Origin of the sequence: Escherichia sp. E.sYA108 (genome assembly GCF_011754335.1) — a bacterium.
In the GTDB taxonomy this organism is placed as follows: domain Bacteria; phylum Pseudomonadota; class Gammaproteobacteria; order Enterobacterales; family Enterobacteriaceae; genus Escherichia; species Escherichia coli.
In genome coordinates, this window is sequence record NZ_JAAQVZ010000001.1 from 2,908,391 (window position 1) to 2,933,765 (window position 25,375).

Below are 25,375 nucleotides of genomic sequence, written 5' to 3' on the forward strand. Positions count from 1 at the left end.
TCCTCACATTTCATAGGTAATGACATAAGTCAGATCGGCTGAACTCCACAGGCCCGCATCATCGTCGCGCCGGTAGTCATAGCCACTGGCCACCATACTGGTGATCAAATCTGACAGTGCCGGGATATCGCTCATCGCCGGATAAATCCGGCTTTCCATCCACGAATCCAGCTCTGAATCCGGCACCTGAGCAGGCAGGAAAACTTCAATATGCAGCTCCGCCTGCCAGGTATCGCTGTCCAGCTCTTCGCCCGTGTATTCAGCGCCGGTGAGATAAACGGCAATTGCCGGAAAATCCGCCTCATCAAAAACAGCGGGGCGACCATCAAAAAGCGTCGCCCCGGTGTCATGTTTTTCCAGTGCATCCAGTACGGCTGCACGGAATTCAGTATGTTTCATCGCTTTATTACCATCCTCAGTTGATGCTGCAGCGCATAGCCCAGCTCTTTCGGAAGACGCTCACGCCGTATCCGCTCAATATTCTGTTTAAACGCCGTGGTCAGCGGCACCGCCATCGGAATTTTCACCACATCAATGGGGTAACGGTTTTTCCCGGCCACACGCTGCATGACATGCCAGCGGCCATTTTTCAGTTGCTGAATAAACGCGCCGGGAATACGACGGTTACCCACCACAAGCACGCTGCCGCCACCTTTCAGGGATGAACGCTGCCCCTTTTTACGACGCCTGCGGCGCGAAAGGACAACCCGCGCATTACCCAGCCTGATTACGGGCAAATCCCCCCGGTTAACTTTGATTCTGGCCTGCGGATTTTTGACCGTGGCCCTTTTCAGCCTGGCCCTTTCCTTTACCAGTTTCCGGCGTACCTTTGTCTCACGGGCAACCAGTGACGCCGACTGCGATATCGCGGATGAAGCAACGCGGTTAATGGCCATTGCGGCGGCACCAGGCACTGCCGTTTTGCTGATACGGCTGAGGTTTTCAACGGCCTGCTCAAGACCTTTTATGGCCATACATCCCCCTTTCAGCGGCGACGGCTGGCGGCAGGTGGTTGCCCCCGGTTGAGCCAGAGATAACAACTCCCTCCGTCATCCGGAGAAACACGGTCCACCCAGAACATCTCGCCGTTAATGGTCAGCGTGTCACCACGCCGTACAGCACAAACCGTATCCGTAAGCACAAATAATGACGGGTTACTTCCTTCAATACGGATCCCACTACTGGCAAAACCCAGCGACTCCGGATCGTCAAAAACGCCATGAACCTCGCCGCCACGCTGTGCACCGGAGGTGAACTGCGCACTGATGCCCATCACTTCAACAATCGTACTGTCCACCCCGGCAAGGGCGGCATCAAAGGCATTCTGAAAATCACGCATAAACAGCCATTCCACCATCAACGTGTGTTTTTGCATCTGAGGACATAATCAGAATCACCCGACCAACATCCGCAAGCTCAACGGATTCCCCCGTTTCACCATCAACGCCACAGAGATGGAGGCAGGTCAGAACTCTGATGCGCGTTAACGCGCCGGATGTTTCCTCACGAACATCATGAGCCGCGGTTTCCCGCTCCCGGATATCCATATTCATAACCTGTACATCATCGCCGGATGACTGCATTTCCTCTTCCCATTCTGCCACCCGCTGCGCTATCTCTGCGGCACTCCCGGATATATCCGGCTCACGCCCCAGAATCAGGGCCAGTTCATCAAGCCGTTTCAGATTTTGCTCTTTCGTTGCCATATCAGCCCCCTGTGAAAAAAGACACGGGGGCATTTCGCCCCCGCTCACGGATTATTTCACCTGTACCACCACAAACTCATCCGGGTCCGGCAACACCATCAGCGGCGCGGACTGCGTCATGGTAAATTCACGGGCGGGATCCCCTACCGTCAGCCAGTGTTTCGGATAACGGGAAGAGGCCACCACACCTTCGGACAACGCCTGAGCATCCTGAATGGCACCGTAACAACGGATCCCATCTGCAGCAGTATTCCCCAGAACCAGCATGCCATCTGGAAGATAACGTTTTTCGATACCGTCTTCTGCTATATAAGACGTTTTCGCCACCACAATGGCCAGATCGCCGTAATACCCCTTGAAGGACACCACTGCGCCCAGATCTTTCACTGCCGTTTCGAGTTGAGAATTTGAACCGCGACGGGTATCCAGTTTTTCGCGGAACAGCTTAAAACCATTCAGAAGACGCCAGACGGTACCGTCCATAATGGCAATATTCACAAGACCGCTGGCCAGGTCGCAGTAGAGGTCAATATCATGTGTAGGATCGAACGTGTCACGATCCTGTTTTGACCACTCCTTACCACTACCCTGAGTGATGTTATTCTTCGTCGACCTGCCAAAATCGACCTCAATTTTCTCGAACTGGTCTCCTTCCATGGTGTATTTGCCATACAACACAGCATTTACCGCCTGCATTTCTTCCACCTGGACAATGGCGTGCTCTTCCTGTTTGAGGTTATCGGTAATGATACGCAGACGGCGGTAAGCCGGATCATTCAGTTGAGATGGATCTTCACCAGGAAGGCGCTCAACCGCCTGCTGGTAATTAAATTCGTGTTTCGGCTTGACGTAGCCCGGACGCAACACGCGGGTTTCACCACCACGATGACGCAGCACTTTTCCTTCAACAACCGGGGAGACATAGGCCGCCACCGGCGTTTTTCCGGTAATTTTGTCCAGCATCACCTCTTCGGTATGGAAATTCACCGTACGGCGGAAAAACAGCTCCAGAAACAGCGCACGAAATTTAACTTTTTGTTCGGTATAACCGAGTAACTGGCGGGTCGTAAACAATCCCATAAATCAGTTCCTTTCATTCAGAAATCAGTCAGGCCACCGCGGTGGCCTGATAACGTGTTACGGCAGCGCCGCGTGACTCAGGGCACTGCCAGCAAAGGCGTTGGCCTTTTTGTGTTCATCCACACTTTCAGGCCAGTGGATTGCCTCCGTCGCAAAGGTTCCCGACTTGTAATACGTCAGCGCCGTCTCTGTGCCTTCAAGCGGCAGTACCAGTATGCCAACCGCACTACCGGCTTTCTGTCCGTCCCAGACCACCAGTTTCCCGGTGGCTTCATCCAGCATCAGGGGCGTCAGTGCCGGTGTTGGCGAGGAAATCCCGCTGCTGCCTGTGGCGGTATGAGCCGGATCATTACCGGCAAAAATACGTACTTCCGCACGCTGTTCAGTGATGGTTTTCGTCACCATATTGTAAAAACCTCCTATTGATGGTCAGCACTGACTTCATGGCATGGCCATGAGCATTTTCACGTCCGCATCACCGTCTGCTGACGTCTGTGCCACGCCACCCTGTACCGCTGCCGGTGAATGGTTCGCCATGAAATGTTCAAACATGGCGGTTGTGGATGCAGAGACCGGTTCTGCCTTACCTGATCCCGCAGCCAGCACAGCCCGGGCGCTCTCCACTGTCATTCCCGGGCAGGCAGCCAGCTGTTCAGCCTGCGCCTCAGCCCCTTTTGCCTCATCCAGTGCCATGATCTGATCACGAAGTGAGGGCCCGGCATTCGCCTGCGGTGAAGCAGCCAGGATCGGGCGGGCTTTTTCCACCGTCATCTCCGGCATCGCCGCCAGCGTTGCTGCCAGTTGTTCACGACCGTTCGCTTCTTCACACGCCATAATGCGATCGGCTTCACTCTGTGCGGATGCCACCGGCTGCTGCGGTGCCGCCGCGGCCAGAATCGCCCGGGCCTGTTCAACGCTCATGCCCTGTTGCCCTGCCAGCATCGTGGCAAGCTGTTCACGTCCTTTCGCTTCCTGGCATGTCAGGATCCCCATCACTCGCTGGTTCTCCTGCACGGCGGCTTCCGTTGCAGTTAATTGCGGCATAGTGCCTCCTCTGACATTACTGTTCAGCGCCGTGGCCATCACACTGATGGCATCCGACGCATTGATTAATTCATCCGCCAGCCCGGCCTCAATGCCGGACTGACCTTCAAAAACGGCGGCCTCTGTTCCCGTGACCGCATCCACAGACAACCCGGTATACATCGCCACTTTTTCGGCAAACATCCGGTGCGCCGCATCAATCCGCTGCTGCATGTCCTGGCGAACCTCTGCCGGCAACGCTTCAAACTGATTGCCATCCACCTTGTGCGCCCCGGCATAAATCAGCGTGATATCCACACCGGCCTGCGCCAGATGACCGGCATAGCTGACATGGCTCATCATCACGCCAATGGAGCCGATACGGGATGTCTGGGTAACCAGCCGTCGGGAGCAGGCCGACGCCAGCAGCATGGCTGCAGAACAGGCCGTGTCATTACACAGTGCCCAGACCGGCTTCTGCTGCCGGAGGCGGTAAATCATGTCAGCGCAGTCAAACGCGCCGGCGGCCTGCCCGCCCGGACTGTCAATGTCCAGCAGTATGCCCCGCACCTGGCTATCTGCCATTGCCTGCTGAAGACAGGCGACAATGCCGTCATAGCCAGTCATTCCGGAAAATGGCCGCATCCCCCCCAGCCGGTGCACCAGCGTGCCGGTCACCGGCAGTACCGCAATACCGTTCACCACCCGGTAAACACGGGCCGGTCGTTTACCTCCGGCCATGTACTCGTCCGTTTCAGCCAGCATTCCGGGTGCATCAAGCTGTACCTGCTGTTGTGGTACCGAAAGACTTGCTGCCCCCATCTCGCGCCCGAGCGCGCAAAAGAAAACCCGCGCATAGGCGGGCTCCAGAAGCAGCGGTTCATTGAATGCTGCGGCAATAATGTGTGAAAGATTACGTCTCACGTGGTGTTGTCTCCTCTTCCGGCCTGCGACTCTCCGCTATCTGCTGCTGATACGCCTGCGCTATCCACACCGGACGTGAGAGTCCGGCTTTTTCCCGCTCTGCAGATTCCCTGACCTGCTGGCGGAAAATGTCCTGATAATCCTCGCCCATCAGCGCCAGCTCTTTCTCATACGTGCTCAGTCCGGCCTCAATGCGCATCACTGATTCCTGAACCTCCTTGAGCCCGTCAATGGCCATTCTTCCGGCTCCAATCCACTCAGCCCGTGACCAGGCTGATCGCGCCTGATAAAAATCAAAACGTGCCCGTGGCGGACGAATAATCCCCCGAAGAAGTGCCTCTTCCAGCCAGCAGGAAAACATCTGCGTGGCCAGCCGGGACGCAATAAATTTTCGCCGCCCCATAAAATAGCGCCACGACTCATTGGCGGAGGCGCGGGCACTTGAGTAACTGACCTTCGAGTAATCACGGGACAACTGTTCGTAGGAAACGCCAAGACCGGCGGCGATATACCGCAGCAGCGCCTGTTCAAGCGCAGAAAATCCATTGTCTGAATCCTGCGCTGTCTGTAGTTTCAGATCATCACCAGGGAAAAGGTGCGGAATTTTGACACCGCCCAGTGTCACGTTATTCGTGTCATACCAGCTGGAGAACTTCTCCAGAATATTAATAAGCGGATTATCCTTCTGCTCCTGTGGCGCGCCGGCGATATATTCAAAGGCCTTTTCGGTATCAAGTTCACTTTCAATCGTCGCTGCATACATCGCCTTCACTATGGCCGACTGAAGCTGTGTTGCCTGCAGGGAATCGAGCATCTTCAGCCGTTCCATGACGCTGTAAAACTGATTAGCCCCACGGGTCTGCCCGTCCTCCACCGGCTCGAAAATATGCAGCATGGCCGGACGCCCGGTGGGAAGTTCACGCGGGATCCGTTCCCATCGTCCACTACCAGAGAACGGAAAATCATCCTCACAGATATGGTACGCAACGGCACGACCATATCGATCGACCTCCACACCGGCCCGCAGAAAACGGTTCCCCATACCGTGTCCTGGCGTGTCCACCCGTTTCGGACTCACGGCTTTAAAACGCGTACGGAATAACTGCGTGGTTTCCGTATCCCAGACCGGCTGCACAAAGATTTCGCCGTTAAACGCATGAACGCCCACACCTTCACGGATAAATTCCGTGAACGTGCGTTTTCCTTCCACGTCGATCTCGCCAAACATCCCTTCGGCGTATTCCGACCAGGCCGCCTCCACCTCATCGACAAAGCTTTTTGCTGCGGTCTCCCGCATCCCCAGCCAGCGCCAGTTCGGACGGTAGCTGATCAGAAACATATGCCCGACAATGTGATCCTTATGCAGAGCCACCGCATTAGCCGCTATTCCGTTATTGCGCACCAGATCATCTGCCCGGGCATTCCCCAGACGCAACGCGGGCAGCAGGGCCGCATCGGCACTCTGCGCCGGTGGCAACCACTCAGCCATTTGCCCGCCAAATCCTGCACCGCCCCCGTTGTAGCTGAGACTCTCACGAAGCGGAACGCCGTTCACATCAATCAGGACAGGCGTTCGTTTCATAACCTCACTCCCAGCGGACGACGGCGACACCGGGTTGTCCCCAGTACCGACTCCGCATCATTGATCGCCCGGTTAAGCTCATCCAGAGAAGCCGCCGTATATTCAATTCTGCGACCATCTTTCTGGACAGACACCACCCGTTTACCGGTTAATAAATCAAGGCGCGCCTGACGCAGCGCCTGCAGTTCAGCGACTGTAACCATTCACTCCTCCGGACAGCTTCGCTGCCAGTTCTTTAAGGGTTGGCCGGGTCGTCTCTTCTTCCCGGGATTTTGCCAGTACAGCCAGATCAAGCTGCCAGCGTTGCACGGACACACGTAATGCCGCGTAGGCATACACCAGGCAGTCCAGCGCTTCGTTACGCCGCTTTTTGTTATCCCACAGCAGACGCATCTTTCCTTTTTCCCACTTCTCCACAAGCTCTTCCGCGACCAGTTGCTGCGCCTCTGTCTGCGAAAAAATCTCCGGATCATCAGGAAAACGGATGGCATACGACGTGGCTTCATCCGCAGGCGTGGGCTCGGCTTTCATACGGGCATAGAGAATTTCTTTTGCGGTGTCCGTCCCCACTTCACACAGATAAACGCCCCGCTGATTGCGGGTTTTCGGCATGGTGATCACCGGCTTGCCATAGACAGACGCGCCTTTTACCGGCAGCACACGGAAAACACCGTGTTTTTTTGACCTCTGGTAGACGATTTCACCATCGATCCCCCCGGTGTCCCAGCAGACACGGGAAATGGTCATTTCGGTGCCATCCGCATGGCGGTATTTTTTGTTGATCGCCGCATCCACACGTAACAGCGTCTCTTCCTCATCAGGACGCCCCATAATGATGATTTTATCCACCAGAAAAGCTTCCTCTCCCGGTGCCCATCCCCAGACATACATCTCAAAACGGTTTCGCTGCGAGTCAATGCCCGCCGTCAGATAAACCACCCGGGCAGGCACCGCCGCCGTGTAACGCACAACCTTATCCATCAGCACCTGGTGATCGAGTTTTTCGCCCACAGCCTCTTCCCAGGTCTCGCCCAGCGTGGTGTTCACAAAGGTTTTCAGGCCGTTGGGATCTTTCAGTGCATCCAGCCAGTCATAGACAATCTGTACCCAGGTGGTGAACGGACTGTACGCCGTCCAGATATGGAAAGTGATGGAGCGCGGCGGCGGAATTTCATCACCCCGGGCGCTGAAAAACATCAGGCCGTCACGGGTCCACATGCCCGTGTTTTCACAGATCCACCGCCCGTTACTCTGGTCAAGCTCAGACTGATGGATCACACAGCCATGATGCTCACAAAGGTAGAAAACACTTTCTGGCTTATTCTTCTCCCACTTAAGACCGAAAGGCGAGGCATCATCGCCAAATTTCAGATACTGCTCCTCCCCACAGTGCGGACAGGGCACATAAAAACGCATGAAGTGTGCCGACTCGTTAGCGGCTTTTTCGATCTGGCAGGAGCCTTTGATTTTAGGCGTCGAGCCGCGAATGGATTTTGGCCATACAGAGCCCTCAATACGTTTATCCCCCAGCAGGGTTGGCGAACCCTCTTTTTCAACATCCGGTTCGAACGAGGAAAGCTCGTCATAACAGACCACATCCACGGATTTTTCACGGTAGTTTTTTGCTGCCGCACCACCCAGACACCAGAACCCCACACCGGAGGAAAAACGCTTCAGGGTGAGCGTATTATCGCGGTGTTTTCTTCCGAACCATGGAGCCAGCTCCAGCAATGCAGGAACATCCCTTATCGTTGGCTCAACATGAGATTTCATAAAATCTTCAGCAGCTGAGTCCGTGGGCTGAAAAAGAAGGCTGTTGCGTGATTTATGCTCAATAAAATAAGCCTCCACTCCCAGCAACATCTTTGTATAACCAACACGGGCAGATTTAATCAGGTTAACCGTGCGAATCAGATCGTTGCCCATACAGTTCATGATGCCAACCTGAAACGGCAGTGTTTCCCATCGCCCCGGGGTATAAGACGACTCTTTAGGAAGGTAATAATGTTTATTGGCCCACTGAACTGTCGTCAGTGGAACAGGAATAATGAGAGATAAAAGCCCTGTAGCTATCGCACCGGCTGCATTAGCTGCCTTCTGCGCGTCTGAAATCATCGATCCACCCGCCCACGTTTTCACCGGCCTTAGCTGCAACATTGGAGGCTTTCGCGATTTCAGTTTTCACCACATCAAGGTGTGATGGTGAAATGTCCGGATATTTACGCTGTAATGTCAACGGCACACGCACAAGTATCCCCGAAATCTCCTGTGCCACACGTTGCAGAATGAAGGTAAACAGTTCAGTTTCCAGCACTACTCCGTCTTCACGGGCATTTTTCAGTTCCTGCGCATCTGCCTGCGCTTTTGTGAGCCGGTAGCGTTCATAGTCAATGGTGCCGGGTTGTAAATCTGACTCCGCTGCCGCACGCAAATCGTCCAGTTCTTTGCGGAGCTTTTCGTTTTCGATATCAGTTTCCCTCTGCGCATACCACTGAATTGCCATGGCAGTATCAAATACAGATTCAATGCCCTTACTACCTTTGGAGGCGCAAGGGAGTCCCTGAGACTGCCAGCGTTCAATCGTCCGCGGGTCCACGTTGAAAATTTCGGCAAGCCTCTTTTTATTAACCTTCATGAAAACAACCCATTATCAAATACAAGGCCCGACATGAAAACGCCAGAAAAAGGCATTTTCGGACACTTTCATGTCGGACCTTTACGGATGCAATATTAAAAAAAACAAAAAGTTATATTCGAGAAGTACCGACACGATTTTCCCTGAAAAATTTTCATAAATAGTGAAAAACCGCGAGGTCGCCGCCCCGTAACCTGTTGGATCGACGGAAAGGACCCGAAAACGAGAATAATTATCACTTACAGCAAGAATCGAATCTGATCTATTATGGTGCTTGCTATTATGTGCCGGCACAAGTGCGTCGTTTACCGTCATTTCACACAGAGGCATCATCAAATGAAAATCAGAAATATTCTCGCTATCTCCCTTGCGACATCATCCTTCAGTTGCCTGGCATTTAAATCCTCGCCCAATGTGCTACCAGGACCAACGAATCAACTAACTGCGGTAGAAAGTAAAATTATCGGACATTTTTATGCCCCACACAGTACATTACCCGGAACAACCATCACAGGGACATGTGACGCCTCCCCCGTCCCGGGATGCACCTGTCCGTTTTGTACTATGCTGCGTAGCCAAAACCGATAACATCCGCATTTACCTGGTATTCCATGATGAGTTCACGCAGCGACTGATAGAGGAAGGAAAGATGGTTAGTAAAAGCAAGGCGCATTGCCGCCGCATGCTGCAGGCATTGCAACAGACGAGAGCAGGTATTTTTGACCAGTTGGAAAACTGCCAGCATACTTTGCCCGAGTATATCGCCATCTCATCGGAAACCAGTGCAACTCTTATTCATCGGGTTCCACCAGAGAAAAAGAAGAAATGAACAGTGAGGCGTTGTGTGGCATACAACGCCTTCTTCCATCATTCCTCGTCAGCCATGACAAAAATATAACCGCTGGCTCTTTCATTTTTCTCCTGCTTCCAGCCCCTCTCTACCTGGAAGCATCAAGGACGTGACGGCGTAAAGATAAATTGTCTCTTCACTCCCTGACAGGGGCGATTCTTTTCAAATCGCCATTTCGCCATGGCCTTCACCACTTCATCACGAAACAAATTATGAGGCTCTGAGCGGAGAAAAACGATCCGTGTCACAGTCCCATCAGCACCAATATCGAACTTAACCTCAACCAGCCCCTTGATATAATTTGCTGCAGCATATTCCGGATATCGTGGATACACCGTCACTAATTGCCGGGGCTCATCAGCTTTTTGCTGCGAGCATCCCACTGCCAGGACAGATAACAGAAAAAGTAGTAAAAGGCGTCTTTTCATTTTTATTCCTACGGGTCTTATTCTGACAATATATCCTGTGTTCCAGACTGCCACATCACCACATCCTGTGCCATTATCTGACTCACATTACATACATCGCATCGGGATACAGTAGTAGCACTTTCTGTAATACAGCTTCCTGTTTCTTCCACCATCGCACCGGGATAAACCCGCGAATCATTAACGCGGTAAAAACCCGGTGTGCATCGTTTTTAATTATTCCCGCACACTCACGCAGAAGGAATTCCCCGTCGGGCTACGGTCATGGTTAATGCGGGAATACGGCGACGATACAGCGCAGCTAAAAGGGTAATGGACGGATAGACCGGTTTATTTCATTCCACAGGATTCTGAGTGTCCCCAACTTCCTCCAATAGTCTGAGCCCACCTGTGTAGTTTTAATTTTCATCAATCCATTTAACTATCGTTTAATTGTTGTCACATAGGATTCTGCCGTTTTTAACAATGCAGGATAATAAGATGAAAAAAATGTTGTTTTCTGCCGCTCTGGCAATGCTTATTACAGGATGTGCTCAACAGACGTTTACTGTTGGAAACAAACCTACAGCAGTAACACCAAAGGAAACCATCACCCATCATTTCTTCGTTTCGGGAATTGGGCAGAAGAAAACTGTCGATGCAGCAAAAATTTGTGGTGGTGCAGAAAATGTTGTTAAAACAGAAACCCAGCAAACATTCGTAAATGGATTGCTCGGTTTTATTACTTTAGGCATTTATACTCCGCTGGAAGCGCGTGTGTATTGCTCACAATAATTGCATGAGTTGCCCATCGATATGGGCAGCTCTATCTGCACTGCTCATTAATATACTTCTGGGTTCCTTCCAGTTGTTTTTGCATAGTGATCAGCCTCTCTCTGAGGGTGAAATAATCCCGTTCAGCGGTGTCTGCCAGTCGGGGGGAGGCTGCATTATCCACGCCGGAGGCGGTGGTGGCTTCACGCACTGACTGACAGACTGCTTTGATGTGCAACCGACGACGACCAGCGGCAACATCATCACGCAGAGCATCATTTTCAGCTTTCGCATCAGCTAACTCCTTCGTGTATTTTGCATCGAGCGCAGCAACATCACGCTGACGCATCTGTATGTCAGTAATTGCCGCGTTCGCCAGCGTCAGTTCTCTGGCATTTTTGTCGCGCTGGGCTTTGTAGGTAATGGCGTTATCACGGTAATGATTAACAGCCCATGACAGGCAGACGATGATGCAGATAACCAGAGCGGAGATAATCGCGGTTACTCTGTTCATTGCTGACCCCACAAACAGATTTCACGCTCAATCTCACGACGAGTCATGAGACCTTTCCATTGCTTACCGCCAGCATATGTCCAGCGACGTAGCTGATCACATGCGCCTTTGATATCGCCCTGGTTTATTTTGCGAAGAAGCGTCGATGTTCTGAAATTGCCAGCACCCACGTTGTAAACGAATGAGTAAAGAGCGCCGCGCATTGTTTCCGGTATATCGACTTTGATGTACGGGTTAATTTGTCTGGCGACCGTGGCAAGGTCTTTATTCAGGAGGGCTTTGCATTCTGCTTTGGTATACGTTTTACCGAGCATGATGTCTTTTCCTGTATGCCCGTGACATACAGTCCATACACCAACAATATCTTTGTATGGTATGTAGCTGACACCTTCCAGACCATCGTTACCACTTGGGCCAGTGATTAACACTGATGCTATAGCAATTGCTCCGCCACCAATAGCAGCAGCAACGGCTTTTCGTAATGATGGAGGCATTATTCACCTCTCGCAGCCTTGCGCTTATCTTCTTTAATCTTGAAATAAAGGTTTGTCAGGTACGTCAGCAGGCCAAATACCAGGCTACCCAGCACACCTATTGCCGCCCACTGTGAGGGCGTGACTTTATCGAGCAACTGTAAAAACCAGTACCCGGCACTACCTGCTGAGGTACCATAGGCGACACCCGTTGTTAACTTATCCATGGATTTCATAACCCCACCTCGCAGACAAAGCGGGTGTAAATTAAGGGGATACTACGTATCGCAATAAAGGCAGAAACGTAACAGATTCGGAGTCAGTGAATAACTCAGGTATTGGGTTATCAGCTAATATCGAGACTCAAAAAATGGAAAAACCCGCTCGACGGCGGGTTTAAGCTGTGTGACGAAGTAACCACTCTTAACAGCATAACCAATTTTTTACGTACGTAAACTACTAAATGATATTTGTGAGAATGCCACCGAGTGTTCAAAACACCACCACAAATGCATAAGAAAACTTCAACAAATAACCAGTTAATAATTTCCGATGTTATTTTTAGTTTGTTTAAATTAAGCTAAAGAATTATAGAGCACTTATAAATAAGTGCCATTAATATAAATTAGCTAATAGATTTATTTTTGTTCAGACAAGAGCCATGAATAGGATTAGATAGAAAAGGTTCAGATAAAAATAGAGATCTACTTCACAAATTAAATGAGAAACTAAAACTTACATCTTGAAATAATCACATTGATTAGATGAATATTTATCGCGCAGTGACATCATTTTTTAATAAAAGTTCAAAAAAAGGGCGTACAATGAAAAAATTAACAGTGGCAATTTCTGCTGTAGCTGCATCAGTACTGATGGCGATGTCTGCTCAGGCAGCTGAAATTTATAATAAAGACAGTAACAAGCTGGATCTATACGGGAAAGTTAATGCCAAGCACTACTTCTCCTCTAATGATGCAGATGATGGTGATACTACTTATGCCCGTCTTGGCTTCAAAGGTGAAACCCAAATCAACGATCAACTGACTGGTTTCGGTCAGTGGGAATATGAATTCAAAGGCAACCGTGCTGAATCTCAAGGTTCTTCCAAAGACAAAACCCGTCTTGCATTTGCAGGCCTGAAATTTGGTGATTACGGCTCAATCGATTACGGCCGTAACTACGGTGTAGCATACGACATCGGTGCGTGGACTGACGTTCTGCCAGAATTCGGTGGTGATACCTGGACCCAAACAGATGTGTTCATGACTGGTCGCACTACTGGTGTTGCAACTTATCGTAACAACGACTTCTTTGGTCTGGTCGATGGCCTGAACTTTGCTGCTCAGTATCAGGGTAAAAATGACCGCACTGACGTAACTGAAGCCAATGGTGATGGTTTCGGTTTCTCCACTACTTATGAGTATGAAGGATTCGGCGTGGGTGCAACCTATGCTAAATCAGATCGCACTGACGGTCAGGTCGCCTATGGTAAGAGCAAATTCAATGCCTCCGGCAAAAATGCGGAAGTATGGGCTGCAGGCCTGAAATATGATGCGAACAATATCTATCTGGCTACCACATATTCTGAAACTCAGAATATGACCGTTTTTGGTAATAACCATATTGCAAACAAAGCACAAAACTTTGAAGCAGTAGCACAATATCAGTTTGACTTCGGTCTGCGTCCATCTGTTGCTTACCTTCAGTCAAAAGGTAAAGACCTTGGTGTTCATGGTGACCGAGACTTAGTCAAGTATGTCGATGTCGGTGCTACTTACTACTTTAATAAAAACATGTCCACTTTTGTTGATTACAAAATCAACTTAATTGACGATAGTAAGTTTACCAAAACAGCTGGTATTGATACCGACGACATCGTCGCTGTAGGTCTGGTTTATCAGTTCTAATCTGACTTACGAAAAAGATATGTTGCGGGAGGCTTTGCCTCCGCAACATATAAGTGGAGCCCTCAAGCCACTTCCTTTAGAAGCACTACCTTGCTTCTTACTATATAAACCTTCTGTTATATATTACCCTTTATTTTGGGGGCGTTTCCACGCCCCATTTTTAATAACTTTTAGTAAACAATTGCATATCAATTAGAATTATTAGCAACGATATCCATATCTAACCGGATATCTAATGCCATTAACATCCCTTCAATTATGCCCTCAGCCTTCTGTAACCTTTTCCCGATATAACCATCCGAGCAGCAATGCTTACTTGCCAGTGACATGAATGTCATACCACATACATAATAATCTACTAATAAATCGTGTAAATCGCTGTTGTTCTTTTTCAGACGGGCCATGCACCCGCAAATGATCATCGCGTCATCGTCACAACATTGCGGGCGAGATTTTACTTTTGAAGGAATTAATCCCTTAAAACCGGCGGCAATGGACGACCAGGTCACATCTTCATGATTATTAGCCGCCCACGCACCCCAACGCTCAAGAACCATCTGAATATCACGCATCAACTTACTCCACAAAAATCAGACCAGAACGCCAATTACAAGCAAAAATCAACAAAACAGTATTAGTTGATTGTTATCTCTGACTTCATACTCCTGTTCCTGTCAGGGTTTTGGCGTAATTCTTCAGTATTCGGTAATCGGTCAAAACAGAACCGAGGAAACGATATAAGCGCAGACGCCCCCAGCGGTGGCGAAGAAGTTCTGCCATATTAAACTCAAACATCATTCATTCCCCATTTCGGTGATGGTCAGTTCCAGCCTCCCACCTTTGGTAACAGGCATCTTCACAACGCGGTAATCAACGACCTGAGCATCATCCAGCCAGAAACCTGCTTTAGTGAGTGCGTCAAAAGCGGCTTTTTGCAGATTATCCAGGTCACGGCGACGGCGATCCGGCATGTGGCACTCAATGCGGATTTTCACAGGCATAGCCAGGCCGATATCCAGCATTGCGTTTTTAATGATTCGGGCGACGTTATCGCGGTATGCCTGCCCCTCTGCGCTGACGTGCGTGCGCCCGCGATTATGGCGGTAATAGCGATTATTGCTCGGAGGCCAGGGTAATGTGATGCTGTAGGTATTCACGCCTTAATAACCCCCTCTTTCAGCCACATAACCTGTGTTCTCGCCATACCTTCCAGCGCGCATTCTTTTGCATATGCAGCATCGACTTGCTTGGCATGCCCTTTACCGGCAATCTTCTGTATGCGCTAAACCTAGATAGAATCCACTCTGTGCACATTGAAGCCCGCTCTATGCTTTCTTTCAGGTATTGAAGGGATTGAGATGGGCTAAGCATTATTGGCCTCCTGCATCAGGAGAAAGACAATCATGGCGGCGCGGAGAGGTCTGGTATCAAATATTGGGCTTACGCCTTTTGCATCCACACACCATTCAGTTAACTGGTCTAAGATAGAAATCCTGTATTTCTCAATAATCGGCCATGAAGCGCTCGGATCATTGCAGTAGTCAGGCAAATGATTTAATGGCTCAAAAGTTGTATCAGCATTTCCGTAATACCATTTGTTGGTGTTATTCCCTGATGTTTCCGGTTTACTTGCCCAAAGGCCTTTAAAAATTATGTCTCCTACCATTCTGTTAATTTCAAAATCACTTAACTGTGAATAATCCATTGTCATTTCCTCGCACGATATCTTAGCCACCGGATATCCCACAGGTGGGCTGTGTAATTGAAGGTTTTTACGTCAGATTCTTTTGGGATTAGCTTGCGTTTATTTCTGGAGCGTTTCGTTGGAAGGTATTTGCAGTTTTCGCAGATTATGTCGGTGATGCTTCGTCGCTGTCGTCTCATGCAGCCCTCCTGACGCCCTGCCCGATCGCCATCAATGCCGCTTTGGATACGGTAGTAAACATCCGTCGAGGACTGATGAACGGTCGCCAAATCAGCAGCATGGAGCCTTTGCTGTTTCCCTTCTTCTCCAGCCCTGTCGATGGTTCGATAAAATTAATCCGTCCATCAGTGATAATACGAACTTCGTCAACACTCTCCAGAGCCTTGCTGAACCATCCGACAGACATATCCTCTGGCACAAGCATCACTACCGTCTGTCGCTGTTGTATACACTGCTCAGCGGCTTTTTCCACCCACGGCCTGATATTGCTGTACGGTGGGTTATTCCAGATTGCACCGTGGCTTACCCACTCAGAATTGAGCGCGTCGTCGTCCTCAGTTAGCCAGTGAGCGCACAGAGCATTTTTGTCGCTCGCTGCCGAATCCAGCCAGAATCCAAACTCAATATCCAGTGCATCAAAAAGCCAAAGCGGCGTTTGCCAGCAGTCCTTGTCGTGTGCTGGCGTATTTGATTTGATAGTCATGCAGCCCGATCTCCCCATCGCGCTTTCCATTCGAGAGCCAGTCGCGCTTCGTCTGACCACTTAACGCCACGCTCTGTACCGAATGCCTGTATAAGCTCTAATAGCTCCGCAAATTCGCTTACACGCATCCTGCTGGTTGACTGGCCTATTACCACAAAGCCATTCCCGGCAAGGTTAGGAACAACATCCTGCTGCTTTAATGCTGCGGTAAACACACACTTCCAGCTTTCTGCATCCAGCCAGCGACCATGCCATTCAACCTGACGAGAGACGTCACCTAAGCAGGCCCATAGCTTCCTGTTTTGGTCTAAGCTGCGGTTGCGTTCCTGAATGGTTACTACGATTGGTTTGGTTGGGTCTGGAAGGATTTGCTGTACTGCGTGAATAGCGTTTTGCTGATGTGCCGGAGATCGAATTTCAAAGGTTAGTTTTTTCATGACTTCCCTCTCCCCCAAATAAAAAGGCCTGCGATTACCTGCAGGCCTGTTATTAGCTCAGTGATGTAGATGGTCATCTTTTAACTCCATATACCGCCAATATCCGTTTCATCGTGGCACTCTGGCGACACTCCTTAAAAATCAGGTTCGTGCTCATCTTTCCTTCCCGTTCTTCCTTGGTAGCAAACCGGTAATACACCGTTCGCCAGACCTTACCTTCGATAACCAGAAGACCTGCCCGTGCCATTTTAGCCGCGGCCTGATTTATGCTGGTTACTGTTGCGCCTGTTAGCGCGGCAACGTCCGGCGCACAGAAGCTATTATGCGTCCCCAGGTAATGAATAATTGCCTCTTTGCCCGTCATACACTTGCTCCTTTCAGTCCTAACTTAGCTTTAATTTCTGCGATCTTCGCCAGCGCCTGAACACGATTTAGAGGTCTGCCGCCCATGACAGGAAGTTGTTTTACTGGTTCAGGTATCGTCTCACCACGGTTAATTCGCGCTGTCATACAGGTCAGTTCATCGGCAGCCTTGCGTCGTAATTCCGCGTCAGTCAGCGCATTGGCCCGCATGTTCTGGTACAGGTTGGTAACCAGCCAGTAGTGCGCGTTCGATTTCCACGGATAAGACTCTGCATCCGGATACAGGCCTCGCTTCCGGCAATACTCGTAAACCATATCAACCAGCTCGCTGACGTTTGGCAGTCCGGCGATAACGGATGCTTCTTCCCGGCACCATGCAACAAACTGCCCGGGTGATGGCAGAAATGGTCGATTCTGCCGACGGGCTACGCGCATTCCTGCGTTAACCTGTTCCATTGTGGTGATCCCGTTTTCCCGGAAAGCCAGAACCCACTGGCGGCGGATTTCGTTCAGTTCGTTCTGGTCACGGTTAGCCAGACTCGCCGGGAAAGTTGCCAGTAACTGGCTGAACACACCGTTGATGATCTGCGCTACCTGCTGTACCTGCGGCTTTTCGTCGTACTGTTCCGGCATGTTGTTGGCGATCCGACGCATCTGCTCACGGTCAAAATTAACCATCTGTGCGGCGATGTTTTTCATAAATCCACCCCGTAAATCCAGTCAGTGTTTGTCAGGTCGAGTTTTGGTTTGCAGGCTGTCACACCTGCCTGTTGCTTGTTACGGTTGATTTCGAGCTGGGTCCACTTGTCGCGGAGTTTGGCCGGGCTCAGCACGTTACCGGACCAGAAGTTGTCCTGGCATGCCCAGCGGAACAGTACACACATGTCGCGATGGTTACGTCCGTCACGTTCACGCATCAGGCGGATATCGTTAGCCCACCCTGCAAAATTCGGTTTTCTGGCTGATGGCGCGATGGTCTTCACCATGTCAAACATCCATTCTGCGGCGGTCAGGTCTTCTGCTGTCCCCCACTTGCTGCCGCTCTGAATTGCAGCATCCGGTTTCACCACAGAAAGGTCGTTTTCTGGCTGGTCAGAGGATTCGCCAGAATTCTCTGACGAATAATCTTTTCTTTTTTCTTTTGTAATAGTGTCTTTTGTGTCCCCCTGTTTTGAGGGATAGCAATCCCCCAATTTGAGGGATGTTTTATCCCTCGTTTTAGGGGATTTTCCCTCGTTTTGAGGGATACACCATTCTGAGATGTTTTTATTTGGTCCAAACATGCCGCCTTGCTGCTTGATAATATTCATTCTGACGAGTTCTAACTTGGCTTCATTGCACCGTTTGACGGGTAACTTTGTAATCTCGCTAAGTTGAGAATCGGTGATTCTGTCCATTGGTTTATTCCATCCATAGGTTTTACGCAGAATGGCAAGCAGCACTTTAAACTGTCGCTTGGTCAGATCTGCGCCTGAATAAGCCTCAAGCAGCATATTTGATAGTCTGGCGTAACCATCATCGAGATCTGCCACATTACGCTCCTGTTTGGCAAAGTTACCTCTGCAGAAGTTGAGTATTTTTGCTGTATTTGTCATAATGACTCCTGTGGATTGATCCAGTAATGACCTCAGAATTCCATCTGGATTTGTTCAGAACGCTCGGTTGCCGCCGGGCGTTTTTTATTGGTGAGTCCATCAAGCGCATACTTAAAAGCCCTGCTAATCGGACTGATGTCTGATGCCATTCCGAAAGCACACAAGACCGAAGCAATAAATCTCCAGTCCGTTCTGCTTATCTTCGATTCATGACAGCCAATCATCTTTGCCAGACCGCGCTGGGTAATAGCTGACAGATTGATAAGTAAATCTGTTTCTGCGCGATCAACGTCACGCTGTGATAGTTTGCTGTAACTTGTTCTTTCCATTTCTTAAGATTTCCAATAGTGAATAGTTAGTTGAAAGGTATGCGTGGAAACGCATATGGCCTTAGTTGGTCAGATATCTTGGAACTCGCTTTTCAGCGACGTAGGACGAATGTCCGTTGTTACAAAGAGCGGATCCGCTTATTAAGCGGCTTTGTGTTCCGGCGGGAACACGTCATCAAGACTGACTTTTGCGCCTAACTTGTTTAGGCACGCAACAAGAGCACGGCATGTTTTAAGGTCTGGGAAGCGACGACCAGATTCCCAATGTCCGATAGCTCCCTGTGTGCATCCAACTGCCTTAGCAAGTGTTGTTTGAGAGATATTCAGTGACTCTCGATATTTTCGTAGGTTGCTCATATGCCCTCCATAGTAAACACGAATAAAAAAATACAATATGTACTTTGCGAATACAAGTAAAAATACACATTGTGCATGGATGGTTCCAGTACAGAGCGTAATAATAAGGACATGAAAATGAAATGGTATGAACTGGCTAGATCCAGAATGAAAGAGCTCGGCATAACTCAAGAGAAGTTAGCCGAAGAGCTAGGTATGACGCAGGGTGGGATTGGACACTGGTTGCGCGGATCTCGTCATCCATCTCTTAGTGATATTGGTGTGGTGTTTAAATACCTTGGTATTGATAACATATCATTCAACCACGACGGGACATTTTCACCTGTTGGCGAATACTCATCGGCCCCAGTTAAAAAACAATATGAGTACCCTGTTTTTTCTCATGTTCAGGCTGGGATGTTCTCTCCAGAACTCAGAACCTTTACCAAAGGCGATGCGGAGAGATTGGTAAGCACAACCAAAAAAGCCAGTGACTCTGCATTCTGGCTTGAGGTTGAAGGTAACTCAATGACCGCACCAACAGGTTCCAAACCCAGCTTTCCTGACGGGATGTTAATTCTGGTTGACCCTGAGCAAGCTGTTGAGCCCGGCGATTTCTGCATAGCCAGACTTGGTGGTGATGAATTTACCTTCAAGAAACTGATCAGGGATAGCGGTCAGGTGTTTCTACAGCCACTAAACCCACAATACCCAATGATCCCATGCAATGAGAGTTGTTCCGTTGTGGGGAAAGTTATCGCCAGCCAATGGCCTGAAGAGACGTTTGGGTGATGAAACCACTTTTATCTACAATTTACAGGGCGGTAAACATTGGCAAAAATAGATGATTATCAGCCAAGCCAAGTAGAAGTTGATAAAGTACTTTATTGTAAAAAAATAGTTAACTTTTCTGGCGTTAAATGGAAACAGAAACCAAGTCGCTCTGATATGTGGCTACAAGCCCATATCATCCCCTTGGATGAGGATTGTATACCTATACAAGGGCTAAAGTTTGAACTGAAATGGAAACCAGATCAGGATTCAGAACCTGATGACCCGATTTCTTACCCTAAAATAAATATTATTGCTTTCTATCATAACAAGAGGGTTTTCGCGGTAGATACCTATCACTTTGACAAACACACGAATAGTTACAAGGTCGATCATCCGAAGTACCAAGATATCATTTACGGTGCTCACTACCATGTATACTATGAAGAAGCTGGATACTATAGTGATAGAATAGCGTTTCCAATCGAAGATGACATAAACCCAGATGACCTGGTAGGGTATTGGAATTACTTCTGTAAACATCTGAACATAACTTACTCTGGGAGAATACCTTTACCGCTTGAAGATGAGTCGGGGCAAATGGGGTTTGGAATATGATGTGCTCAACAGTGATCTCACAACTAGGTTTCGAATGCCATCCAATAGGCAAGACCTTGAGAATTATCAGTCCATTCACTTACTGTGATGATGGAGAGCATGTCGGTGCCTTTATCCGTGAAGTCAATGGTAGGTATTTAGTTAGTGACAGATGCGATGCCTTAATGAATATGGAGGCAAGAGGGATCTCGCTTACCAAAAAACGACTTGATGAGATACGACAATTACTGCTTAAAGAAGGCGCAGAACTCAATGCTCGAGGAGAAATCATTGCTTGGGCAACAGAAAAGGATGTCGGTGCGATTACATCGAACATAATTAGAGCTGGTATACTCGCATCAACTTTGTCGTTAGACTGGTATCAGCCAGTTCAAGCTGAAAAGTTTGAAAGTATGGTTATTGATTATCTATATCACACAGAGCTTAGAGACGCACTTTCTCTTCGTGAAAACGTATATGGCTTGAGTGGACATCAAATTACCGTCCCTGTAACAATAAAAACCGACATACCTAAATACGTTTTTACATCAAGCGTGAAACACGGAGGAAGCTGGAATAGTGCTTACTCATTGCTTGGGAAACTAATTGATCTTAAAGCTTCAAGTGAGGAGTATAACAACAGATTTGTTGTTATAGACAGCGAAGCAATTGGTGATCAAATGCAACAACTCTCCTTACTCTTCCATGAATCAAGCCAAGTTCTACCATTCTCCAAAAGAGAGACTTGGGTTAAGAGACTTGCAGCATAATACAACCCGGCCTCAGCGCCGGGTTTTCTTTGCCTCACGTTCGCCCACCTAAAAACACATAACCAATTATATTTATTGAAAAATAAATAGATGCAACCCACTAAACCACGCAATTCTGATCTCTCCTTACATCGCCGAGGCAATACATCCACGCTAAAAAACAACACTATTAAATACAAAGCGTTATAAAAAACCACGCCAACTTACAACAAATTGTATTGATCTTGTAAAGTACATATCGTACTATTTAACCGTCAGCAGGACGCTGGAAGCCAAATGGAACAGACTGGCAGGCTCTTTAAACAACGTCGACTCTCGACTACGTGGCTGAAAAGCCAGATCACCCAACCACATAAGCTGTGGGATGCAATGCCGAAGCAACCGTCTCAGGAGGAGCTTCGAGATTGCATCGCCAAAGTTTATTCGGGAGGAATCCATGTCCAGAAAAACAGAATTTAAAGGCACCGCAGCTTCTCGCCGTAGAGCTCGTCGCGCAAATCTGCAAAGTCAGGAGGCGATCAGCTCCGACAAGCTACACAGGCCAACCCCTTCACGAGTGGTCTTGCAATGCAAGCTCAAACCAGCAATGAGAGCAGAAGTGATAACTCTGACAACGTTGACCAGAAAATATGAAGGTTCAACTTGTCTTCCGAACGTAGCTCTTTACGCGGCAGGCTACCGGAAATCAAAACAACTGACGGCGAGATGATAAATTCATTTGCTAATTACTTGTTTTTGCCATGCTTATCCTGAGCGATAAGTTCATCCATAAGGCTGTCTGCCTTCCCGGCAAACCTAATGTAGCACTCATGTCTATAGCTTTCAGGGATAACGAAACGGTCGGTATCAGGATATCCAACAGCAGGAGGCCTTCGAACGAGGAGTCCTTTTTTGAGCAATGAAATTGATTCATGAGCGCCCTTTTCCGTTTGTAGCTGGTTATTAGCGGCTACAGCGAATGCCAAATACGCTCTTTCTCCAAGAGTTAACGAATCAAACAAATCTTGCACATATTTTTCTTCTTTAGATTTGCGCTTCTGAGCAGCGAATACCTCAATTCTTTCAGTCACAGCGTGATAAGCGGAATTAACAACGCCGTTAAGCACATAGCTAACGCAAAACAACAGGATGTAATACATCCAGTAATGAGGAAGGATTTCTGGACTATGCAGGTTTATCCATTCTTTTACGCTTACCGGCATAACAATAATCAATATGATCAGGATGATTAGCATATGAATCAACTGTTTAAGTGTCATTCCTTGCAGGAAAAAATGCATTAGTTCCTGCCACCATGAGTTGTTCATCGGCGTTTCTCTTTTGCTCTCTGTAGGGGTGAATTGAAGTGGTTTACTGAATTTGGCCACCTGAACAGAGGTGATATGCTCACCTCAGAACAACACAGGTGCCATAATGAAAAAAAGAAATTTCAGCGCAGAGTTTAAACGCGAATCCGCTCAACTGGTCGTTGACCAGAATTACACCGTGGCAGATGCAGCCAGCGCTATGGATGTCGGCCTTTCCACAATGACGCGATGGGTGAAACAATTACGTGATGAGCGGCAGGGAAAAACACCAAAAGCCTCCCCTATTACCCCGGAACAAATTGAAATCCGTGAGCTCAGGAAAAAGCTACAACGTATTGAAATGGAAAATGAAATATTAAAAAAGGCTACCGCGCTCTTGATGTCAGACTCCCTGAACAGTTCTCGATAATCGGGAAACTCAGGGCGCGTTATCCTGTGGCCACTCTCTGCCATGTGTTCGGGGTCCATCGCAGCAGCTACAAATACTGGAAAAACCGTCCTGAAAAGCCAGACGGCAGACGGGCTGTATTACGCAGCCAGGTACTTGAACTGCATGGCATCAGCCACGGCTCTGCCGGAGCAAGAAGCATCGCCACAATGGCAACCCAGAGAGGCTACCAGATGGGGCGCTGGCTTGCTGGCAGACTCATGAAAGAGCTGGGGCTGGTCAGCTGTCAGCAGCCGACTTACCGGTATAAACGTGGTGGTCATGAACATGTTGCTATCCCTAACTACCTTGAACGGCAGTTCGCCGTGACCGAGCCAAATCAGGTGTGGTGCGGTGATGTGACCTATATCTGGACGGGTAAGCGCTGGGCGTACCTCGCCGTTGTTCTCGACCTGTTCGCAAGAAAACCAGTGGGCTGGGCCATGTCGTTCTCGCCGGACAGCAGGCTTACCATGAAAGCACTGGAAATGGCATGGGAAACCCGTGGTAAGCCCGTCGGGGTGATGTTCCACAGCGATCAAGGCAGTCATTATACGAGCAGGCAGTTCCGGCAGTTACTGTGGAGATACCGGATCAGGCAGAGTATGAGTCGGCGTGGAAACTGCTGGGATAACAGCCCAATGGAGCGCTTCTTCAGGAGTCTGAAGAACGAATGGGTGCCGGCGACGGGCTATGTAAGCTTCAGCGATGCAGCTCACGCAATAACGGACTATATCGTTGGATATTACAGCGCACTAAGACCGCACGAATATAATGGTGGGTTACCACCAAACGAATCGGAAAATCGATACTGGAAAAAACTCTAACTCGGTGGCCAGTTTTTGTTGACCACTTCAAATAGAGTTTATCCGATTTCTCGTTGTAGGGGTACACGAGAACCACCGAGCCTGATGTGGTTAAAAGACAGGCACAATCTTTACTACCGCAATCCACTATTTAAGGTGATATATGGAAGAAGAATTTGAAGAGTTCGAAGAGCATCCTCAAGATGTGATGGAACAATACCAGGACTATCCGTATGACTACGACTATTGATACAAATCAATGGTGTGGACAATTCAAACGATGCAATGGATGCAAGCTGCAATCGGAATGCATGGTTAAGCCTGAAGAAATGTTTCCTGTAATGGAAGATGGGAAATATGTCGATAAATGGGCAATACGAACGACGGCAATGATTGCCAGAGAACTTGGTAAACAGAACAACAAAGCTGCCTGATAGTGGCCTTTATTTTTGGCATAAATAACAGAATAAACACTGCACTGTGTATTCATTCCAACGAGTGAATACACGGAGCAATGTCGCTCGTAACTAAACAGGAGCCGACTTGTTCTGATTATTGGAAATCTTCTTTGCCCTCCAGTGTGAGGGCGATTTTTTATCTATGAGGATATGAATAGATGTCAAACATCAAAAAATACATCATTGATTACGACTGGAAAGCATCAATAGAAATTGAAATTGACCATGACGTAATGACAGAGGAAAAACTTCACCAGATTAATAATTTCTGGTCAGACTCTGAATACCGACTCAATAAACACGGCTCTGTATTAAATGCTGTATTAATCATGCTGGCGCAACATGCTCTGCTTATAGCAATTTCAAGCGACTTAAATGCATATGGTGTTGTGTGTGAGTTCGACTGGAATGATGGAAATGGTCAGGAAGGATGGCCTCCAATGGATGGTAGTGAAGGAATAAGAATTACCGATATCGATACATCAGGAATATTTGATTCAGATGATATGACTATCAAGGCCGCCTGAGCGCGGCGTTACCGCATACCAATTACGCTTCACTCGAGGCGTTTTTCGTTATGTATAAATAAGGAGCACACCATGCAATATGCCATTGCAGGGTGGCCTGTTGCTGGCTGCCCTTCCGAATCTTTACTTGAACGAATCACCCGTAAATTACGTGACGGATGGAAACGCCTTATCGACATACTTAATCAGCCAGGAGTCCCAAAAAATGGATCAAACAATTATGGCTATCCAGACTAAATTCACTATCGCCACTTTTATTGGCGATGAAAAGATGTTTCGTGAGGCCGTCGACGCTTATAAAAAATGGATATTAATACTGAAACTGAGATCAAGCAAAAGCATTCACTAACCCCCTTTCCTGTTTTCCTA

Annotated in this window: 40 protein-coding genes and 2 pseudogenes; 12 read left to right on the forward strand and 30 right to left on the reverse strand. The window is 48.7% G+C overall.

Features of this window, described 5'->3' with window-relative positions; genetic code table 11:
* Positions 1–3: 3 nt before the first annotated feature.
* The 13 genes from HBM92_RS13795 to HBM92_RS13855 form a co-directional block, all read right to left on the reverse strand.
* The gene (locus HBM92_RS13795; protein ID WP_000683101.1) at positions 4–399 is read right to left on the reverse strand and encodes a phage minor tail U family protein; all 396 of its coding nucleotides are present in this window, start codon (positions 397–399) and stop codon (positions 4–6) included.
* A complete protein-coding gene (locus tag HBM92_RS13800; protein ID WP_000975062.1) occupies positions 396–974 on the reverse strand; it encodes a phage tail protein in 579 nt (192 codons plus the stop codon). The genes HBM92_RS13795 and HBM92_RS13800 overlap by 4 nt, the downstream gene beginning before the upstream one ends.
* 11 nt (positions 975–985) lie before the next feature.
* Positions 986–1,339 (reverse strand): head-tail joining protein, encoded by a 354-nt coding sequence (locus HBM92_RS13805; protein WP_001204540.1) that lies wholly within the window; start codon positions 1,337–1,339, stop codon positions 986–988.
* On the reverse strand, positions 1,332–1,706 hold the full coding sequence (gpFI, locus tag HBM92_RS13810; RefSeq protein WP_000201530.1) for a DNA-packaging protein FI: 375 nt from the start codon (positions 1,704–1,706) through the stop codon (positions 1,332–1,334). Before gpFI ends, HBM92_RS13805 begins: the two co-directional genes overlap by 8 nt.
* A 51-nt stretch (positions 1,707–1,757) precedes the next feature.
* Positions 1,758–2,786: a major capsid protein gene (locus HBM92_RS13815; protein ID WP_000522648.1), complete on the reverse strand. Its 1,029-nt coding sequence runs from the start codon at positions 2,784–2,786 to the stop codon at positions 1,758–1,760.
* A 57-nt stretch (positions 2,787–2,843) separates the two neighbouring features.
* Positions 2,844–3,191 carry a head decoration protein gene (locus HBM92_RS13820; protein WP_000256840.1) on the reverse strand — a complete coding sequence of 116 codons (348 nt, stop codon included), beginning with the start codon at positions 3,189–3,191 and terminating at the stop codon, positions 2,844–2,846.
* Positions 3,192–3,227: 36 nt separating this feature from the next.
* Positions 3,228–4,733: a S49 family peptidase gene (locus HBM92_RS13825; protein ID WP_166726890.1), complete on the reverse strand. Its 1,506-nt coding sequence runs from the start codon at positions 4,731–4,733 to the stop codon at positions 3,228–3,230.
* Positions 4,723–6,315 (reverse strand): phage portal protein, encoded by a 1,593-nt coding sequence (locus HBM92_RS13830; protein ID WP_001537684.1) that lies wholly within the window; start codon positions 6,313–6,315, stop codon positions 4,723–4,725. Before HBM92_RS13830 ends, HBM92_RS13825 begins: the two co-directional genes overlap by 11 nt.
* Positions 6,312–6,518 (reverse strand): phage head-stabilizing protein, encoded by a 207-nt coding sequence (locus HBM92_RS13835; RefSeq protein ID WP_000258997.1) that lies wholly within the window; start codon positions 6,516–6,518, stop codon positions 6,312–6,314. Before HBM92_RS13835 ends, HBM92_RS13830 begins: the two co-directional genes overlap by 4 nt.
* Positions 6,502–8,430 carry a phage terminase large subunit family protein gene (locus tag HBM92_RS13840; protein WP_021513419.1) on the reverse strand — a complete coding sequence of 643 codons (1,929 nt, stop codon included), beginning with the start codon at positions 8,428–8,430 and terminating at the stop codon, positions 6,502–6,504. Before HBM92_RS13840 ends, HBM92_RS13835 begins: the two co-directional genes overlap by 17 nt.
* Positions 8,402–8,950 carry a terminase small subunit gene (locus tag HBM92_RS13845; protein ID WP_000867568.1) on the reverse strand — a complete coding sequence of 183 codons (549 nt, stop codon included), beginning with the start codon at positions 8,948–8,950 and terminating at the stop codon, positions 8,402–8,404. Before HBM92_RS13845 ends, HBM92_RS13840 begins: the two co-directional genes overlap by 29 nt.
* Positions 8,951–9,512: 562 nt before the next feature.
* Positions 9,513–9,695 (reverse strand): hypothetical protein, encoded by a 183-nt coding sequence (locus HBM92_RS13850; protein WP_000881610.1) that lies wholly within the window; start codon positions 9,693–9,695, stop codon positions 9,513–9,515.
* 206 nt (positions 9,696–9,901) lie between these two features.
* Positions 9,902–10,228: a TonB family protein gene (locus HBM92_RS13855; protein WP_000830178.1), complete on the reverse strand. Its 327-nt coding sequence runs from the start codon at positions 10,226–10,228 to the stop codon at positions 9,902–9,904.
* Positions 10,229–10,708: 480 nt separating this feature from the next.
* Here HBM92_RS13855 and iss point away from each other — a divergent pair, with 480 nt between their 5' ends.
* On the forward strand, positions 10,709–11,002 hold the full coding sequence (gene iss / locus HBM92_RS13860; RefSeq protein ID WP_001298464.1) for an increased serum survival lipoprotein Iss: 294 nt from the start codon (positions 10,709–10,711) through the stop codon (positions 11,000–11,002).
* A gap of 31 nt (positions 11,003–11,033) precedes the next feature.
* Here the strand turns inward: iss and rzpD are convergent, their stop codons facing one another.
* Genes rzpD through essD form a run of 3 tightly spaced genes read right to left on the reverse strand, consistent with a single transcriptional unit; the run spans position 11,034 to position 12,204 of the window.
* Positions 11,034–11,495 carry a prophage endopeptidase RzpD gene (rzpD, locus tag HBM92_RS25845; protein ID WP_001082745.1) on the reverse strand — a complete coding sequence of 154 codons (462 nt, stop codon included), beginning with the start codon at positions 11,493–11,495 and terminating at the stop codon, positions 11,034–11,036.
* Entirely contained in the window at positions 11,492–11,989 is a 498-nt protein-coding gene (rrrD, locus tag HBM92_RS13870) for a lysozyme RrrD (RefSeq protein WP_001135277.1), read from the reverse strand. The genes rzpD and rrrD overlap by 4 nt, the downstream gene beginning before the upstream one ends.
* A complete protein-coding gene (gene essD, locus HBM92_RS13875) occupies positions 11,989–12,204 on the reverse strand; it encodes a phage lysis protein EssD (protein ID WP_000839596.1) in 216 nt (71 codons plus the stop codon). The genes rrrD and essD overlap by 1 nt, the downstream gene beginning before the upstream one ends.
* A 588-nt stretch (positions 12,205–12,792) precedes the next feature.
* Here essD and ompC point away from each other — a divergent pair.
* Positions 12,793–13,875: a porin OmpC gene (gene ompC, locus HBM92_RS13880; RefSeq protein ID WP_000737271.1), complete on the forward strand. Its 1,083-nt coding sequence runs from the start codon at positions 12,793–12,795 to the stop codon at positions 13,873–13,875.
* A 188-nt stretch (positions 13,876–14,063) separates the two neighbouring features.
* Here ompC and quuD read toward each other — a convergent pair whose 3' ends face one another.
* The 13 genes and pseudogenes from quuD to HBM92_RS13945 all read right to left on the reverse strand — a co-directional run bounded on the left by quuD (position 14,064) and on the right by HBM92_RS13945 (position 19,364).
* Complete coding sequence (gene quuD, locus HBM92_RS13885; RefSeq protein WP_001204776.1) at positions 14,064–14,447, reverse strand: antitermination protein QuuD; 384 nt, start codon at positions 14,445–14,447, stop codon at positions 14,064–14,066.
* 85 nt (positions 14,448–14,532) lie between these two features.
* Positions 14,533–14,673 (reverse strand): YlcG family protein, encoded by a 141-nt coding sequence (locus tag HBM92_RS13890; protein WP_000971053.1) that lies wholly within the window; start codon positions 14,671–14,673, stop codon positions 14,533–14,535.
* Entirely contained in the window at positions 14,670–15,032 is a 363-nt protein-coding gene (gene rusA, locus HBM92_RS13895; RefSeq protein ID WP_001099712.1) for a crossover junction endodeoxyribonuclease RusA, read from the reverse strand. The genes HBM92_RS13890 and rusA overlap by 4 nt, the downstream gene beginning before the upstream one ends.
* Positions 15,029–15,118: pseudogene (locus HBM92_RS13900) on the reverse strand (DUF1364 domain-containing protein); the annotation flags it as partial. The pseudogene HBM92_RS13900 and the gene rusA, both read right to left, overlap by 4 nt.
* A 120-nt stretch (positions 15,119–15,238) precedes the next feature.
* The gene (locus HBM92_RS13905; RefSeq protein ID WP_000386643.1) at positions 15,239–15,580 is read right to left on the reverse strand and encodes a phage protein NinX family protein; all 342 of its coding nucleotides are present in this window, start codon (positions 15,578–15,580) and stop codon (positions 15,239–15,241) included.
* 2 nt (positions 15,581–15,582) lie between these two features.
* Entirely contained in the window at positions 15,583–15,759 is a 177-nt protein-coding gene (locus HBM92_RS13910) for a NinE family protein (protein ID WP_001254243.1), read from the reverse strand.
* Positions 15,756–16,283 (reverse strand): phage N-6-adenine-methyltransferase, encoded by a 528-nt coding sequence (locus HBM92_RS13915; protein ID WP_000153286.1) that lies wholly within the window; start codon positions 16,281–16,283, stop codon positions 15,756–15,758. Before HBM92_RS13915 ends, HBM92_RS13910 begins: the two co-directional genes overlap by 4 nt.
* A complete protein-coding gene (locus tag HBM92_RS13920; RefSeq protein WP_000736913.1) occupies positions 16,280–16,720 on the reverse strand; it encodes a recombination protein NinB in 441 nt (146 codons plus the stop codon). The genes HBM92_RS13915 and HBM92_RS13920 overlap by 4 nt, the downstream gene beginning before the upstream one ends.
* 73 nt (positions 16,721–16,793) lie before the next feature.
* On the reverse strand, positions 16,794–17,084 hold the full coding sequence (locus tag HBM92_RS13925) for a protein ren (protein WP_000145927.1): 291 nt from the start codon (positions 17,082–17,084) through the stop codon (positions 16,794–16,796).
* Positions 17,081–17,782 carry a replication protein P gene (locus HBM92_RS13930; protein WP_000788872.1) on the reverse strand — a complete coding sequence of 234 codons (702 nt, stop codon included), beginning with the start codon at positions 17,780–17,782 and terminating at the stop codon, positions 17,081–17,083. The genes HBM92_RS13925 and HBM92_RS13930 overlap by 4 nt, the downstream gene beginning before the upstream one ends.
* Positions 17,779–18,678: a replication protein gene (locus tag HBM92_RS13935; RefSeq protein ID WP_000185431.1), complete on the reverse strand. Its 900-nt coding sequence runs from the start codon at positions 18,676–18,678 to the stop codon at positions 17,779–17,781. The genes HBM92_RS13930 and HBM92_RS13935 overlap by 4 nt, the downstream gene beginning before the upstream one ends.
* A gap of 32 nt (positions 18,679–18,710) precedes the next feature.
* Positions 18,711–19,007 carry a CII family transcriptional regulator gene (locus HBM92_RS13940; protein WP_000442609.1) on the reverse strand — a complete coding sequence of 99 codons (297 nt, stop codon included), beginning with the start codon at positions 19,005–19,007 and terminating at the stop codon, positions 18,711–18,713.
* Between the two features lie 141 nt (positions 19,008–19,148).
* Positions 19,149–19,364, reverse strand: a complete 216-nt coding sequence (locus tag HBM92_RS13945) for a helix-turn-helix transcriptional regulator (RefSeq protein ID WP_000067727.1) — start codon at positions 19,362–19,364, stop codon at positions 19,149–19,151.
* 75 nt (positions 19,365–19,439) lie between these two features.
* Here HBM92_RS13945 and HBM92_RS13950 point away from each other — a divergent pair, with 75 nt between their 5' ends.
* The 5 genes from HBM92_RS13950 (at position 19,440) to HBM92_RS13970 (ending at position 22,190) form a co-directional block, all read left to right on the forward strand.
* Positions 19,440–20,135: a LexA family protein gene (locus HBM92_RS13950; protein ID WP_001302016.1), complete on the forward strand. Its 696-nt coding sequence runs from the start codon at positions 19,440–19,442 to the stop codon at positions 20,133–20,135.
* 39 nt (positions 20,136–20,174) lie between these two features.
* Positions 20,175–20,732 carry a hypothetical protein gene (locus tag HBM92_RS13955; protein ID WP_001062368.1) on the forward strand — a complete coding sequence of 186 codons (558 nt, stop codon included), beginning with the start codon at positions 20,175–20,177 and terminating at the stop codon, positions 20,730–20,732.
* Entirely contained in the window at positions 20,729–21,481 is a 753-nt protein-coding gene (locus HBM92_RS13960) for a DUF1828 domain-containing protein (RefSeq protein WP_000968518.1), read from the forward strand. Before HBM92_RS13955 ends, HBM92_RS13960 begins: the two co-directional genes overlap by 4 nt.
* Before the next feature lie 276 nt (positions 21,482–21,757).
* Entirely contained in the window at positions 21,758–21,940 is a 183-nt protein-coding gene (locus HBM92_RS13965) for a hypothetical protein (RefSeq protein ID WP_000438342.1), read from the forward strand.
* The gene (locus tag HBM92_RS13970) at positions 21,918–22,190 is read left to right on the forward strand and encodes a hypothetical protein (protein WP_000088199.1); all 273 of its coding nucleotides are present in this window, start codon (positions 21,918–21,920) and stop codon (positions 22,188–22,190) included. Before HBM92_RS13965 ends, HBM92_RS13970 begins: the two co-directional genes overlap by 23 nt.
* Before the next feature lie 16 nt (positions 22,191–22,206).
* Here the strand turns inward: HBM92_RS13970 and HBM92_RS13975 are convergent, their stop codons facing one another.
* Complete coding sequence (locus tag HBM92_RS13975; RefSeq protein WP_001066176.1) at positions 22,207–22,788, reverse strand: super-infection exclusion protein B; 582 nt, start codon at positions 22,786–22,788, stop codon at positions 22,207–22,209.
* Positions 22,789–22,894: 106 nt separating this feature from the next.
* Between HBM92_RS13975 and HBM92_RS13980 the strand changes: the two are divergent.
* The 5 genes and pseudogenes from HBM92_RS13980 to kil all read left to right on the forward strand — a co-directional run bounded on the left by HBM92_RS13980 (position 22,895) and on the right by kil (position 25,355).
* Positions 22,895–24,064: pseudogene (locus tag HBM92_RS13980) on the forward strand (IS3-like element ISEc52 family transposase).
* Positions 24,065–24,254: 190 nt separating this feature from the next.
* Positions 24,255–24,455 (forward strand): antirestriction Ral family protein, encoded by a 201-nt coding sequence (locus tag HBM92_RS13985; RefSeq protein WP_000213979.1) that lies wholly within the window; start codon positions 24,255–24,257, stop codon positions 24,453–24,455.
* Positions 24,456–24,637: 182 nt separating this feature from the next.
* Entirely contained in the window at positions 24,638–25,006 is a 369-nt protein-coding gene (locus tag HBM92_RS13990) for a DUF2528 family protein (protein ID WP_000065374.1), read from the forward strand.
* 72 nt (positions 25,007–25,078) lie between these two features.
* Positions 25,079–25,243, forward strand: coding sequence for a protease FtsH-inhibitory lysogeny factor CIII (locus HBM92_RS13995; RefSeq protein ID WP_001198860.1), 165 nt, complete (start codon positions 25,079–25,081; stop codon positions 25,241–25,243).
* Entirely contained in the window at positions 25,212–25,355 is a 144-nt protein-coding gene (gene kil, locus HBM92_RS14000; protein WP_000372923.1) for a host cell division inhibitory peptide Kil, read from the forward strand. Before HBM92_RS13995 ends, kil begins: the two co-directional genes overlap by 32 nt.
* Positions 25,356–25,375 lie beyond the last annotated feature (20 nt).